The 14,109-nt window shown below is 72.8% G+C and carries 13 protein-coding genes, 1 pseudogene and 1 riboswitch; of the genes and pseudogenes, 8 read left to right on the top strand and 6 right to left on the bottom strand.

The genetic code is table 11. The annotated features are described in order from the left end of the window. Nucleotides 1-141 precede the first annotated feature (141 nt). The 4 genes from H3H54_RS13695 to H3H54_RS13680 all read right to left on the bottom strand — a co-directional run bounded on the left by H3H54_RS13695 (nt 142) and on the right by H3H54_RS13680 (nt 3,903). Nucleotides 142-783 carry a response regulator transcription factor gene (locus tag H3H54_RS13695; RefSeq protein ID WP_262424292.1) on the bottom strand — a complete coding sequence of 214 codons (642 nt, stop codon included), beginning with the start codon at nt 781-783 and terminating at the stop codon, nt 142-144. Continuing rightward, nucleotides 773-2,167 (bottom strand): sensor histidine kinase, encoded by a 1,395-nt coding sequence (locus H3H54_RS13690; RefSeq protein WP_262424291.1) that lies wholly within the window; start codon nt 2,165-2,167, stop codon nt 773-775. The genes H3H54_RS13695 and H3H54_RS13690 overlap by 11 nt, the downstream gene beginning before the upstream one ends. After that, nucleotides 2,154-2,942: an ABC transporter permease gene (locus H3H54_RS13685; RefSeq protein WP_262424290.1), complete on the bottom strand. Its 789-nt coding sequence runs from the start codon at nt 2,940-2,942 to the stop codon at nt 2,154-2,156. Before H3H54_RS13685 ends, H3H54_RS13690 begins: the two co-directional genes overlap by 14 nt. A 73-nt stretch (nt 2,943-3,015) precedes the next feature. After that, nucleotides 3,016-3,903 (bottom strand): ABC transporter ATP-binding protein, encoded by an 888-nt coding sequence (locus H3H54_RS13680; RefSeq protein ID WP_262424289.1) that lies wholly within the window; start codon nt 3,901-3,903, stop codon nt 3,016-3,018. A gap of 268 nt (nt 3,904-4,171) precedes the next feature. On the opposite strand from H3H54_RS13680, the gene H3H54_RS13675 reads away from it, so the two are divergent. The 5 genes from H3H54_RS13675 (at nt 4,172) to H3H54_RS13655 (ending at nt 9,377) form a co-directional block, all read left to right on the top strand. Then, nucleotides 4,172-4,897, top strand: a complete 726-nt coding sequence (locus tag H3H54_RS13675) for an MBL fold metallo-hydrolase (RefSeq protein ID WP_262424288.1) — start codon at nt 4,172-4,174, stop codon at nt 4,895-4,897. Between the two features lie 7 nt (nt 4,898-4,904). Further along, nucleotides 4,905-5,504, top strand: coding sequence for a protein-L-isoaspartate O-methyltransferase (locus H3H54_RS13670; RefSeq protein WP_262424287.1), 600 nt, complete (start codon nt 4,905-4,907; stop codon nt 5,502-5,504). A 61-nt stretch (nt 5,505-5,565) separates the two neighbouring features. After that, nucleotides 5,566-5,674: riboswitch (TPP riboswitch) on the top strand. Between the two features lie 38 nt (nt 5,675-5,712). Beyond that, nucleotides 5,713-6,402, top strand: coding sequence for a Ykof family thiamine-binding protein (locus tag H3H54_RS13665; protein WP_262424286.1), 690 nt, complete (start codon nt 5,713-5,715; stop codon nt 6,400-6,402). Between the two features lie 61 nt (nt 6,403-6,463). After that, nucleotides 6,464-7,036, top strand: coding sequence for an ECF transporter S component (locus H3H54_RS13660; RefSeq protein ID WP_262424285.1), 573 nt, complete (start codon nt 6,464-6,466; stop codon nt 7,034-7,036). After that, complete coding sequence (locus H3H54_RS13655) at nt 7,026-9,377, top strand: ATP-binding cassette domain-containing protein (RefSeq protein WP_262424284.1); 2,352 nt, start codon at nt 7,026-7,028, stop codon at nt 9,375-9,377. The genes H3H54_RS13660 and H3H54_RS13655 overlap by 11 nt, the downstream gene beginning before the upstream one ends. Nucleotides 9,378-9,384: 7 nt before the next feature. Here the strand turns inward: H3H54_RS13655 and H3H54_RS13650 are convergent. Both H3H54_RS13650 and purD read right to left on the bottom strand, forming a co-directional pair. Continuing rightward, nucleotides 9,385-10,298, bottom strand: a pseudogene (locus tag H3H54_RS13650) (phosphoribosylaminoimidazolesuccinocarboxamide synthase). Continuing rightward, entirely contained in the window at nt 10,295-11,641 is a 1,347-nt protein-coding gene (gene purD / locus H3H54_RS13645; RefSeq protein WP_262424283.1) for a phosphoribosylamine--glycine ligase, read from the bottom strand. Before purD ends, H3H54_RS13650 begins: the two are co-directional and overlap by 4 nt. Before the next feature lie 123 nt (nt 11,642-11,764). Between purD and truA the strand changes: the two genes are divergently transcribed. From truA to rpsI, 3 genes are all read left to right on the top strand, one after another. After that, entirely contained in the window at nt 11,765-12,775 is a 1,011-nt protein-coding gene (gene truA, locus H3H54_RS13640; protein ID WP_262424282.1) for a tRNA pseudouridine(38-40) synthase TruA, read from the top strand. Between the two features lie 315 nt (nt 12,776-13,090). After that, complete coding sequence (gene rplM / locus H3H54_RS13635) at nt 13,091-13,534, top strand: 50S ribosomal protein L13 (RefSeq protein WP_262424281.1); 444 nt, start codon at nt 13,091-13,093, stop codon at nt 13,532-13,534. A gap of 91 nt (nt 13,535-13,625) precedes the next feature. After that, complete coding sequence (gene rpsI, locus H3H54_RS13630) at nt 13,626-14,093, top strand: 30S ribosomal protein S9 (RefSeq protein WP_262424280.1); 468 nt, start codon at nt 13,626-13,628, stop codon at nt 14,091-14,093. Nucleotides 14,094-14,109: the final 16 nt, after the last annotated feature.

Below are 14,109 nucleotides of genomic sequence, written 5' to 3'. Positions count from 1 at the left end.
GGACGGGTGGGGCATCAGGGGCGGGCTCGGGATCGACGCGGTGCGGCCGACGGGTCCGTGCCCGACCCCTTCATCGTAGCGAGCGTGGAGCCCTGCGCGGCAGTCCGCCCACGGTGGGGGACGCGTCGCCGGGCGAGGGTCTCAGAGCAGCCCGCGCTCGAGGGCGAGGGTGACCGCCCGGGTGCGGTCGTCCACGCCGAGCTTCGCGAAGACCCGCAGCAGGTGGGACTTCACCGTCGACTCGGCGATCGAGAGGCGCGTGCCGATCTGCGAGTTCGACAGTCCCTCCGCGACCAGGCGCAGCACCTCCAGCTCCCGCCCGGTCAGCTCTTCGGGGCGAGGCCCCCGCAGCGAGGAGGCCAGCACGGAAGCGGCGGCGGGGGCGAGGGTGGTGCGTCCGCTCGCGGCGCTCGCGATCGCCTCGAGGAGCTGCGGGGCAGGGGTGTCCTTGAGCAGGTAGCCGGTGGCGCCCGCCTCGATCGCCCGCAGGATCGCGGAGTCGGTGTCGTAGGTGGTCAGCACCAGCACCGGGACCGGCTGGTCCGCCGCGGCGAGGATCCGGGTGGCGGAGACTCCGTCGGTTCCGGGCATCCGCAGGTCCATCAGCACCAGGTCGGGCCGCTGACCTTCGCTCACCAGGCGCTCGACGCGACTCACTGCTTCGTCCCCGGAGCCGGCCTCGGCGACCACCCGGTGTCCGGCGCCCTCGAGCACCGCCCGCAGTCCGGAGCGGAAGATAGGGTGGTCGTCGGCGAGCACGATCCGCAGCGGCTCAGCGGTCACGGGGCACCTCCGGGGCAGGGGAAACGATGGCTGGGCCGGCAGCAGAATCAGCAGCAGAGCCAGCGAGAGAACCGGCGGCAGAGCCGGTGGACGAGCCGGCGGGAGGCTCCGCCGGGGAGCCGACGGCAGAGCCGGTGGATGAGTCGGCGAGGCGCTCCGCCGGGGAGCCGACGGCAGCATCGACGGGCGCTCCGGGCAGCACGGCGCGCAGCGAGGTGCCGCGGCCCCGGGCCGTCTCGATCTCCAGGCCGCCGCCCTCGGCCTCGAGCCGGGACCGCATCCCGGTCAGGCCGAATCCGGCGGTGGGCAGGGCGGGGTCGAAGCCGATCCCGTCGTCCTCCACCTCGAGCACCGCCTGACCGTCCTCGCGGGCGAGGCGGAGCCGCACCGTCGCCGCCGCGGCATGATGCTCGATGTTCCGCAGCGCCTCTTGGAGGGTGCGTAGCAGCACTACCTCGGCGCGCGTGGACAGCGGCGACCAGGCGGAGGTGTCCACCGAGCAGTCCACGGCGGTGCGCTGGGCGAGGTCGTCGGCGAGGCGGTCGAGGCTCGCGGCGAGGTCCAGCGGCTGCTGGGAGCGGGAGATCAGCGCCCGTGACTCGGCCAGTCCCTCACGGGAGAGCTCCTTGATCTGGGCGAGCAGCGGTGCGGGCTCGACGCCCGGCTGCCGGGCGGCCTGGGTGAGCATCGTGATGGAGGTGAAGGACTGGGCGAGGGTGTCGTGGATCTCGGCCGACAGGCGCACCGACTCCTCGTGGGCTCCGCGTCGGTGCTCGAGGGCGCCCAGCTCAGCGCGGGTCCGCTCGAGCGTGGTGACGGTGTCGGCGAGCTCCTCGGCCAGGGCGTGCCGCTGCGCGGAGATTGCCTCCGAGCGCCAGATCCAGGAGGCGATCACGAGAGAGAAGGCCGTGCGGCCGGCGCCGGTGGCGATCGCGATGGCGAGCGCCGGGCCCGTCGGCCCCGTGGAGAGCGTCTCCGGCAGCAGCACCAGCACCAGCCCGGTGCCCAGCACGAGCGTGGCGATCGCGCCGGAGCGGTAGCTCGGCAGCAGCACCCACATCAGCATGAACGAGGCGAACAGGTGCAGGCCCTGATCCGTGACCACCAGCGCGAGCAGGGACAGGGCGATCAGCACCGCGACGCTCATCGGGCCCGCTCCGGGAAGGCGCCGCAGCACCACCGCCCAGTGCGCGGCGGCGTAGGCGGCCACCCACAGCCCCATCACCAGCGGGTTCCCGGGCTGCGAGCTCAGCACCGGCCCGAGCACCGCGGTGACGAGCACCAGCAGGTGCAGCGGCCAGTTCGTCATCCAGCCGCGCTGCTCGGCCGAATCCTCCTCGAGGTGGCCGCCGGCGACCATGGTGCGCACGTCAGCCGGCGTCACGAGGGCTCCACCGGAACGTGGTCCTCGCCAGCACCAGCATCACGACCAGCCATGCGGTCAACACTAGTGCGGCCAGCGGCAGCACGGGCATGTCGCTCAGGCCGAAGGGCGCGATCTCGATCTCCTGCCCGAACTGCTCCGGCAGCAGCGAGACCCGCAGGCCGCGCGCGATCCAGGCCTGGGGGAACACATATCCCAGGTGCTGCAGCCAGGTGGGCAGCTCCGACATCGGGATGTAGCTGCCCGAGAAGAAGCTCAGCACCACGGTGATCGGGGTGGCCGCGGCGATCGCGGCGCGCCCCGAGGGGAGAGCGGAGGCGAAGGCGACCCCGGCGGCGGTGGCCGCGGCCGTGCCCAGCAGGAGCACCCACGCGAAGGTGAGCACCTGGTGCGGCATCGGCACATCGAACAGCATCCGCGCCACCACCAGCAGCAGGGCGGTCTGCAGCGTGGTGTTGATCAGCACCAGCACCACCTTGCCCAGCAGGTAGGCGCTGCGGGGCATCGGGCTCACCGCGAGGCGGCGCAGCGTGCGGTCGTCGCGCTCGGTGGCGATGATCTCCGCAGTAGACTGGAACCCGGAGGTCATCACGGCAGCGGCGATCATCCCCGCCAGGTAGTAGGTGGAGGTCTTCACCTCGGTGCCGTCCGGCATGGTCCAGGACTGGTCGAAGATGGTCGCGAAGATCGCGAACAGCACGATCGGGAAGGCGAAGCCGAAGAACACCTGCAGCGGCTCGCGGTAGAACTGCAGCATCTCCACGCGGGTGCGCATCGCCACCGCGGAGACGAGGCCGGGGAGCGGCGGGCGTGGGCGGGCGCTGCGGGGCGCAGGGACGGGGCGGCGGTCATCGGGACTCCTCCGAGACGAGGTCGAGGTAGATCTCCTCGAGGGACGGCCGGCGCACCTCGAGGTCGGGCAGATGGGGGTGCGCGGCCAGGAGCTCGCGCAGCAGCGGATCGGGATCGGGGACGGTGCGCCGCTGCGGTCCGTCGGGGCCGGTCCAGCTCACCGTGGCGGAGTCGCCGTGGGTGCGGTGGATCTGCGAAAGGGTGCCCTCGGCCACGATCCGCCCGGCGCGGATCACCGCGACGCTGTCCGCGAGATACTCGATCTCGTCGAGGTAATGGCTGGTCAGCACGATCGTGGTGCCCAGATCGCGCAGCGAGCGGACCAGCTCCCAGAACTCACGGCGCGCGGCGGGATCGAAGCCGGTGGTGGGCTCGTCGAGGAACACCAGCTCGGGCTGCGCGACGATCCCGAGCGCCACGTCGAGCCGGCGACGCTGCCCGCCGGAGAGCGTCGCGATGCGCGAGGCGGCCTTCTCCGCGAGGCCCGTGGCTGCGAGCAGCTCGGTCACGTCCCAGGGGTCCTCGCAGTAGGCGGCGTACTGGGCGACCATCTCGCGCACCGTGAGGGAGGCGCGCTCGGAGCCGCTCTGGGCCACGATCCCCAGGCGGTTGCGGTCCTTCTCGCACAGGCGCTGCGGATCCATGCCGAGCACGTCGATCGTGCCCGCGTCGGGACGGCGCAGCCCTTCGCACATCTCGATGGTGGTGGTCTTCCCCGCGCCGTTGGGGCCGAGCAGTCCGAAGATCCAGCCGCGCGGGACGGTGAGGGAGATGTCGTCGACCACCCGGCGTCCCGCGTAGGACTTCGTGAGGCGGGAGACGGTGAGCGCCGGGGGCGGCATCTCGGTGGGCAGAGGGGTGGTCTGCGGGCTGGTGCTGGTCATGCGTCCATTCTCGTGCCGGCAGGGGCGTGCGCGGCACCACCGGTGCGCCACACCCGCCTCCACCGATCGGTGGAGGGGACACCCCGCCCACCGGGCGGGGGCGGTCCAGCCGGCGGGTGGGAGTGGTCCAGCCGGCGGGCGGGAGTGGCCCAGCGTCCGGGCGCGAGCGGTCCAGCCGCCGGGCGGGGGCGGTCGGGCCCCTGGGCAGGAGCGACCGACGGGGATAGGTTCGGAGCAGCCCCGTTCCGTGCGCTTCCGGGAGGAACCGATGAAGATCCGCCACCTCGTCCACTCGTGCCTGCTCGTGGAGGTCGCCGGCCGTCGCCTGCTGATCGACCCCGGAGCCTTCAGCGCCGAGGCGGTGCGGGCCCTGGGCGAGGAGCTGCTCGCCGGCATCGATGCGGTACTGGTGACCCATCAGCATCCCGACCATCTCGAGCGCGGACTGCTCGCGGAGGTGCTCGCGCTCGCCCCCGACGCCCAGGTGCTCGCCGAGCCCGAGACCGCTGCGCTGCTAGAAGAGCCCGCCGACGGCCACGCCCCCGTGCCGGCGGAGCGGCTGCATGCCTTCGCCGCGGGACAGAGCCATGAGCTGCCCGCCCTCGACGGCATCGCCGCGGTACGGATCGATGCCGTGGGCGGGCAGCACGCCGTGATCCACCCGGACATCCCCCGAGTGGGCAACTCAGGGCTCGTGATCAGCGCAGGGACCGAGCCGAGGCTCGGCATCACCGGGGACTCGCTCGAGCCCCTCGCGGAGTTCCACGGCATCGACGTGCTCGCCTTCGCCGTCGTGGCCCCCTGGTCGAAGATGGCCGAGACGATCGACTTCCTGCGGGAGGTGAAGCCGGTGCTCGCCCTGCCCGTCCACGACGCGATCGCGAGCGACGTCGGCCGCCCGATCTTCCTGCGCCAGTCCACGCACCTCGCCCCCGAGGGCACCGAGGTGCGCGACTGGCCGGCCGACGGGACGATCGAGATCGCCGGGAGCTGAGCACGCCATGGAGCATGACGCCCCGCAACAGATCCAGGACGCCGTCGAGCGTGCCTTCCGCGCGGTGCCCCGCGATCGCTTCCTGCCCGCGGAGCTCCGCCACCGCACCGGGGAGGACGCCCCGCTGCCGATCGGCGACGGCCAGACCAACTCGCAGCCCACCACCGTGCGGAACATGCTCACCCTGCTCGAGGTGCACGAGGGCCACCGGGTGCTCGACCTCGGAGCAGGCTCCGGCTGGACCACCGCGCTGCTCGCCCACCTCGTCGGCCCCGTCGGCGAGGTGATCGGTGTCGAACGGCAGGAGTCACTGCTCGGCCCTGCGCGCGCCGCGCTCGCCGAGACCGTGCCCGACGCTCGCGCCGGTATCCGGGCCGCGAGACCGGGTGGGCTCGGAGCACCCGAGGAGGCGCCCTTCGACCGCATCCTCGTCTCCGCCGGTGCGCGGCGCTGCCCACCCGAGCTGGTCGAGCAGCTCAGCGAGGACGGGGTGATGGTGATCCCCGTCGAGCAGCAGATGCTGCGCGTGGTCCGTCGCGGCGAGGAGATCGAGCAGACCGTCAACGGCGCCTACCGCTTCGTCCCGCTGATCGAGGACCCTTCCTGAGGCGTGCGCCGTCCGCGCAGCGGGCACTGATGTGCACACCGGCTCGTGCCCCGGCTAGGCTGAGCCCGTGCACGGGAGTCCGGTGAGCCGGGCTGAGAGGGAGTTCTCGAACTCCGACCGTAGAACCTGATCCGGATAATGCCGGCGCAGGGAGCTCCGCCAGGTGAAAGTCGCTGCGCGCCCGTGCCCTTCGTGAAAGGCACGGCTCATGATCACCGCTCCCACCGGCATCGCCACCCCCACCGCGGGCCCTGCCCCGGATCCCACCGCGACCCCGCTCGGCTTCGGCGTCGGCGCCCGCCTGACCGCCTCCGTCATGACCGAGGACTACGCCCGCGTGCTGGTCGGGATCCTCTCCCGCCTCGACCTCACCGGCCTGGTGCGCGAGACCGGGGACGTCTCCACCTACCTCGGCGGGCACGAGTCCCATCTTCAGCGCGTCCTCATCGACCTCGCGGAGGAGCTCGCCCGCACCGAGCACCACGCGACCCTCTCCCTGGTCCTCTCCCGCGGCTGCCCCGGCGAGGTGGTCTGCGAGCTTCCCGAGGGCGCCGGCCCGCGGGGGACGGCGGTCCCCGAGCCCCGGCGCACCGGCCGCTACGCCGCCGCTGAATGGTCGCTGTACCCCCTGGCCGATCAGGTCACCGCGGACGGCACCGCCCCCGACCACATGCGGGACATCTATGCCGCGATCGACCATGCCCGTGAACTGGGCACCTTCCGCGGCTCCGAGCACTTCGTCACCCGCCTCGAGGGCGATATCGGTGATGTCATCTCCACCGCCGTCGCCGGCTGGCTGCTGGTGGGACGCAGCGTCCAGCACGTCACCAGCCACCTCACGGTCTCTCTGAACAGCCCCTCTCACGAGGTGCGCGAGCTGGAAGGGGAGGCACGATGACCGCGGTGGAGACCGCCGCCACGGCACGCCGCCGTGCCGGCTGAGCCTGCGCGAGATCGTGATGGTCGTCGTGCTCGGAGTGGTGTTCGGCTTCCTGTACTGGGTGTTCGTGCAGGCCTGGAACCTGCTCGCGATCGCGATGGGCCCTGCCGGGGACCTCGCCCAGCACGTGCTGTTCGGGTCCTGGCTGCTGGTGGGCCCGGTGGCCGTGGCGATCCTGCGCCGCCCCGGCGTGGGCGTCATCGCCGAGATGCTCGCCGCGATCATCGAGGTCGTCTTCCTCGGCAGCCCCGTCGGCCCGCTGCTGGTGCTGTCCGGAGCGCTGCAGGGCATCGGCAGCGAGCTGCCCTTCGCCCTGACCCGCTACCGCCGCTTCGGCTGGGGCGTGTTCGCGGCCTCGGGGGCGCTGGGCGCAGGGCTGGTGTTCTTCTGGACCGCCTACCGCTTCGGCTGGTACGGGCAGGATCTGTTCACGCTGCGCCTGATCGTCCAGGTGCTCTCCGGGATCGTGCTGGGCGGGCTGCTGGCGAAGGTGATCGTCCGCGCCCTCGACCGCACCGGCGTGCTCGCGAACTTCGCGATCGGTGCCACGAGCTCCAGCGATGGCGGCATCCCGGAGCGACGTGTCCGCTGAGCCCGGCCTGCTCGGCGGCTCCGCGACCACGAGCGATGCGGGCGCGATCGTCGAGGCTGTGGACCTCGAGGTGGTCCTCCCCTCGGGGGACGGCGTGGGCCCCTGGAGCGGCAGCATCCGCGCCGGAGAGCAGGTGCTGCTGCTGGGGCCCAGCGGCTCCGGCAAGTCCACCCTGCTGCGCACCCTCGCCGGAGCGATCCCCTCCCACCAGCGCGCCCGGGTCACCGGCTCCGTGCGAGTGGGCGGGATCGACCCGGTGGCCGACGGCGCCCTCGCGGCCGCACAGGTCGTGGGACACCTCGGCCAGGACCCGGCCGACGGGGTGTGCCTGCCGCAGATCGAGGACGACACCGCCCTGCCCCTCGAGAGCCGCTGCACCCCGCCGGAGGAGATCGGTGCCCGCGTGCAGGGCGCTCTCGAGCAGGCCGGCATCGGCGCGCTCGCCGATCGCGCCGCCGGGACGCTCTCGGGCGGTGAGCTGCAACGGGCCGGGCTCGCCGCGGCGCACGTCGCCCGGCCCCGGCTGCTGCTGCTCGACGAGCCCACCGCCATGCTGGACGCCGACGGGGTGCGCGCCGTGCGGGCCGCCGTCGACGCCGCTACCGCCTCCGGTGACGTCGCGACCCTCCTCATCGAGCACCGGCTCGATGACTGGGCGGGGGAGCGGGGTGTGGCCGGTCTGCCGGCACGGACCATCGCGCTCGCCGCCGACGGCCGCATCCTCGCCGACGGGCCGACGCCCCAGGTGCTCGCCGAGCACGGGGATGCCCTGCGGGACGCCGGATGCTGGCTGCCCCGGGAGCTCGAGCAGGCGCACCGCCCGGCCCATGCCCGCAGCTCGAGGGACGCGCAGACCGGTGGTGCCCCGGGCCCCGTCCTGCTCACGGCCCGCGACGCCGACCTCGGCCATGCCGGACGCACGGTGCTCGAGTCCGTCGAGCTCGAGGCGCGGGCCGGTGAGGTGCTCGCCGTGGTGGGTCGCAACGGGACCGGGAAGTCCACCCTGCTGGGCGCCCTGTCCCGCCTGGATCCGCCGCTGCGAGGCACGATCGAGGGCGCCGCGGCGGGCCTCGTCTTCCAGCGCCCGGAAGCGCAGTTCCTGGCCAGCACGGTGGAGGACGAGCTCGAGGCGTCCGGCGCCTCACCCGCCGAGGTCGCGCAGATGCTCGCCCGCCTAGGACTCGCCGCACAGGCCGGGGCGAGCCCGTTCCGTCTCTCCGGCGGCCAGCAGCGCAGGCTCTCGATCGGCGCGATGCTGCTGAGCGACCGCCCGGTGCTGCTCGCCGATGAACCCGGCTACGGCCTGGACCGTGCCGCCCAGCGCACTGTCCTGGACCTGCTGCGGGAGGCGGCGGAAGCGGGACGCGGCGTGGTCATGACCACCCACGACCTGCACTCCCTCGAAGCTGCGGATGCCGCCGTGGTCATCGCCGAAGGCCGTGTGCACGGCCCGATGCCGCCGCAGGCACTGCTCGAGGACCCCGACCTGCAGCGCCAGGCGGGCCTGCTCGCCCGGCAGGCACCGGACGCGGAGACGCCCCCGACCCCACCCGCCCCTGACGCACCCGCCCCGGACAGCTCCCTCCCCGTGGCGTCCGTCGGCCCGCGCGGAGCTCTGGCCCGCCGCGACCCCACCGTGCTGCTGGGGCTGCTGACCGCGCTGAGCATCGTGTGCATCGCTCTGACCGAGCCGCTGCCGCTGCTTCTGATGTACCTGCTGCTCAGCGGCGGGGCGATGATCGGCTGCCGGATCGGGCCGGTCGCGCTGCTGCGGGCGCAGCTGCCGTTCGTGGTGTTCGCGAGCGGGGTGCTCATGGTCAACATGCTCAGCCGCCCCGGCCACGAGCCCTGGCCGGACCTCCCGGTGCGGATCACCCAGGAAGGGATCGTCCTGGGCACCGCCCTGGCGCTGCGTGCGCTCGTGATCGGGCTCGGGGCACTCACCGTCGCACGGGCCACCGATCCCCGGCGCACCATGGTGATCCTGCAGCAGCACGCCCGTCTGCCCGCCCGGTACGCCTATGCGCTCCTCGCGGGGCGGCGGCTGCTGGACGACCTGTCTCGGCGCTGGGAGACGATCACACGCGCCCATCGGGTGCGGCTGCCGCTCACATCCCAGGGTGAGGTGGCACGGCTGCGGCCCCGGCACCTGGCACGCTGCGCCTTCTCGCTGCTGGTCGATGCGCTCCGCAGCGCGGAGAGGATCGCGCTGGCCCTCGAGCTGCGCGGGCTGGGCGACGGGGACCGGACCTTCTGGAAGCCGTCCACCCTCGGCCGCTCGGATCTGCTGCTGGTGGTCGGCGTCGGCCTCGTGGTCGCCCTGGTGCTGGTGGTGACCTGAGAGGAGGTCAGAAGGTCCGGCCGGTGAGCCGCTCGTACGCCTCGACGTACCGCGACCTGGTCTGTTCGACCACCTCGGCGGGCAGCTGCGGCGGCGGCGCCACCGCTCCCCGGTGCCAGCCCGAGGCGGCGGAGGTCAGCCAGTCCCGCACGAACTGCTTGTCCAGGCTGGGGGCGTGCGGCCCGGGGTGTGGGTGTCGGCGGACCAGAACCGGCTGGAGTCCGGGGTGAGCACCTCGTCGCCGAGCATCAGCGTGCCGTCGATGCGCGAGTGCCCGAACTCGAGCTTGGTGTCCGCGAGGATGATGCCCTGCTCACCGGCGATCCGACGGGCCCGCTCGAACACCGCGAGGGTCAGGGATTCCAACTCGGCGGTGAGCTCCTCGCCCAGCAGCTCCCGGGCCTGGGCGACGGTGATGTTCTCGTCGTGCTCCCCGGCCTCCGCCTTCGTGGACGGGGTGAAGATCGCCGGCTCCAGCCGCGACGCCTCGACCAGCCCGGAGGGCAGCACGTGGCCGCCCACCGAGCCGCCCGCACGGTAGTCGGCCAGGCCCGAGCCGGTGAGGTGGCCACGGGCGATGCACTCCAACGCCACCATGTCCAGGCCGCGGCAGCGCAGCGCCCGCCCCGCCACCTCCTCCGGCACGTCGGTCGCCGAGAGCACGTGATGGGGGACGATGTCCGCCAGCTGCTCGAACCAGAACAGGCTGATGCCGGTCAGCAGGCGCCCCTTGTCGGGGATCCCCGGCTGCAGGGAATGGTCGTAGGCGCTGATGCGGTCTGTCGCGACCACCAGCACCTCGGTCGCGGCCGACGGCTCGACGCCGCTGGGCACGTACAGCTCCCGGACCTTGCCGGAGACGGCATGGTCCCAGCCGGGCAGCTGCGGGGCCTCGGTCAGCGGGGCGGTGGTCGTGCTCATGCGTCCATCTCCTTCCGCTCGTTCCTCGCAGTTCGTCGACGAACGGTGCTCATGCGTTCTCCTCTCGCGCGGCCTGGTCGTCGGCGGCGCCCCTGGCGGGCGATGTCCGTGCGGTGATGGCTGCCCGCGAGACGGATCGCCTCGGTGGCGCTCAGGGCCAGCGTGCGGGCGGCCTCGAGGTCCGTGCCGGTGGCGACCACCGACAGCACGCGGCCGCCGGCGCTGACCAGGGCTCCCTCCGCGGTGGCGGTGCCGGCGTGGATGACATGGGCGCCGAGCTGCTCGGCGGCATCGATCCCGGTGATCGGGTCCCCGGTGCGCACCGCTGCGGGGTACCCGGCGCAGGCCAGCACCACGGTCACCGCGCTGTCCTCGCTCCAGGTCAGCTCCGCATCTTCAGCGAGCTCACCACGAGCGGCGGCGAGCAGCAGCGGGGCCAGCGGCGAGGTGAGGCGCTCGAGCACCACCTGAGTCTCCGGATCGCCGAAGCGGGCGTTGAACTCGATCACCCGCAGGCCGCGCGAGGTCAGTGCGAGCCCGCAGTACAGCACCCCGACGAAGGGGATGTCCCGGGCCGCCATCTCGGCGATCGTGGGGCGGGCGACGACGCGCAGCACCTCGTCAGCCAGATCCTTAGGCGCCCACGGCAGCGGGGAGTAGGCGCCCATCCCGCCGGTGTTGGGACCCTCGTCACCGTCCAGGGCGCGCTTGAAGTCCTGGGCAGGCGCCAGCGGCACCACCCGACTGCCGTCGCTGAGGCAGAACAGGGACACCTCGGGGCCGTCGAGGAACTCCTCGAGCACCACCGAGCCGCCGGCGGTCAGCACCGCCTCGGCGTGGGTGATCGCGGCCGTGCGGTCCTCGGTGACGACCACGCCCTTGCCGGCGGCGAGGCCATCGGCCTTCACCACGTAGGGCACGTCCGAGAGGGGGTTGACGCGGTCCAGCCCGGCCTCGAGCTGCTCCCGCGCGGTGACGGTCACGGAAGCGGCCGTGGGCACACCGGCCGCGGCCATGATCTCCTTCGCCCAGGACTTCGAGCCCTCGAGGTGGGCGGCGGCGGCCGACGGCCCGAAGACCGTGAACCCGGCCTCGCGCAGACGGTCCGCGGACCCGGCGACCAGCGGCGCCTCGGGGCCGATCACCACCAGGTCGGGCTGCAGCTCCTGGGCCAGGCGCACCTGGGCGTCGAGGTCGGTGACGGGGGCGTCATGACAGGTGGCGAGCTGCGCGATGCCGGGGTTGCCGGGCGCGGCGTGCAGCTCGGGAGCGGGGGTATCGGAGGCGAGTCGACGGATGATCGCGTGCTCGCGGCCGCCGCTGCCGATGATGAGGATCTTCACGCGGGCAGAGTACCCAGAGGAGGACGGGCGTCGAAGAAGTGCCCGCAGTGCGGCCCCGGACCGCTCTCGGCGCCGCCCTCCCGTCGCGCCCCGGGCGGGCTCCGCGCCATTACGATCGAGCGCATGCCCGACGAGTTCCAGGACCCACGCCCCGCCGCGCCCGCGCTTCGTGTGGCCACCCGTGACCGCTCCGACGTGAGGCTGCGGCTGGACCTCTCCTACGACGGCACCGACTTCCACGGCTGGGCAACGCAGCCCGGCCAGCGCACCGTCCAGGGCGAGCTCGAGCAGGCCCTGGCCCGGATCGCCCGTGTCCCTACCCGGGTCACGGTCGCCGGGCGCACGGATGCCGGAGTCCATGCCCGCGGCCAGGTCTGCCACCTCGACCTGCCGCGCGACGTGCTCGCCACCCTGCCCGGACGTTCCGATCGCAGCCCGGCCCAGGCGCTCGTGGGTCGCCTCGCCGGTGTGCTGCCGCAGGACGTCGTGGTCCACGTCGCCCGCGAGGTCCCCGCCGACTTCGACGCCCGTTTCGGTGCGCTGTGGCGCCGCTACCGCTACCGCATCTCCGACGGGCCCGCCGCCCACGACCCCCTGCGCCGAGACGTGCTGCGCCACCGCCGCCCTCTCGATGTCGCGGCGATGGCGCGCGCCAGCACGGCACTGCTCGGCGAGCACGACTTCCTCTCCTACTGCCGGCCGCGGGAAGGAGCCACCACCATCCGCGAGCTGCGGGAGCTGCGCTGGGAGCGCCCGGGCGAGGGTCGGGCTGATGAAGGCCTGATCGTCGCCACCGTCGTCGCCGACGCCTTCTGCCACCACATGGTGCGCTCCCTCGTCGGCGCGCTGATCGGAGTGGGGGAGGGGCGACGGAGCGAGGACTGGCCGGCCCAGGTGCTCGCGGCCCGCACCCGCGAGTCCGCCACCCGCGACCGCGTCGGCGCCGCACCGCTGTGCCCGCCGCAGGGGCTCACCCTCGACCATGTCGCCTACCCGCCCGACGAGGAGCTCGCCGCCTGGGCCGCACGCACCCGCACCCTGCGCCAGCCTCTCCCCGAGGAGCGCGAGGAGCACGAGGATGTCGCCCCCGCCGACCGCAGCGCCCCGGCACTGGTGGACCGCCTCGAGCCGTGACGGGAGCCAGGGCTGCGGACCGGGCACAGATCACAGCTCCGGAGCCCCGGTCCGCGTTGACGCTCCACTCCGCAGACCCGTAGGATGGGCGGTCGTTGTGCCTCGATGTGTGCCCAATTCCGCAGCCGTTCTCCCAAGTCCGGCGCGAAAGGGAATCTCACCCATCCAGGACCGCCGTCGCGTCGTGAGCGGAGCGGGCCGGGCGCAGCCACAGGGGCCATGCTTTTACCCGAAGGAAGCGTGCCCACGGTCCATCGAACCGTGTCTGGACGGCAACCCGCCGCCCGGGCACCACGACGAGAGAAGAAGGCACGAGTGCGTACGTTCACCCCGAAGCCCGGCGATGTCGAGCGCTCCTGGCACGTCATCGATGCAACGGATGTCGTCCTCGGCCGGCTCGCTTCCCAGGCTGCCCAGCTCCTGCGGGGAAAGCACAAGCCGGTCTTCGCACCCCATGTGGATGCAGGCGACTTCGTGATCATCATCAACGCTGACAAGGTTGCGCTGACCGGAAACAAGCGGGAGGCGAAGCTCGCCTACCGCCACTCCGGCTACCCCGGCGGCCTCCGCAGCATGCCCTACTCCGAGCTGCTCGAGAAGAACCCCGAGCGTGCAGTGGAGAAGGCCATCCGCGGAATGCTCCCCAAGAACAAGCTTGCTGATCAGCAGATCAAGAAGCTCAAGATCTACTCGGGCTCCGAGCACCCGCATGCCGCTCAGCAGCCCGTTACCTTCACCATCGATCAGGTGGCGCAGTAAGCGGGTGTCCCGCCACTCCGCCCTGCCGCACGGACGAACCAAGGAGAACCGTGACTGAGACCACCCCGATACCACCGAAAACCTCGAGGCCGTGACCGACGAGTCCGCACCCTCGAGCTTCACCACCGAGTCGACCGGCGAAGCCGCTGTCGGCGCCGGCCAGTCCGCGATCGAACCGGGCTACGGCACCGGTCGTCGCAAGCGCGCGATCGCTCGCGTGCGCCTGGTCCCCGGCTCCGGCCAGTGGACCCTGAACGGCCGCAGCCTCGAGGAGTACTTCCCGAACAAGCTGCACCAGCAGGAGGTCAACGACCCGTTCACGGCGCTCGACCTCAAGGGTCGCTTCGACGTGATGGTCCGCCTCCACGGCGGCGGCCCGTCCGGTCAGGCCGGCGCCGTGCGCCTGGGCGTGGCCCGCGCGCTGAACGAGATCGACGAGGAGTCCAACCGCGCGACCCTCAAGAAGGCCGGCTTCCTGCGCCGCGATGATCGCATCATCGAGCGCAAGAAGGCTGGTCTGAAGAAGGCCCGCAAGGCTCCGCAGTACTCCAAGCGCTGATCGGGCGCTGATCTGT

The organism is Brachybacterium sp. Z12 (assembly GCF_014400405.1).
Classification (GTDB): domain Bacteria; phylum Actinomycetota; class Actinomycetes; order Actinomycetales; family Dermabacteraceae; genus Brachybacterium.
This window is presented reverse-complemented; position numbering and strand designations above follow the sequence as displayed.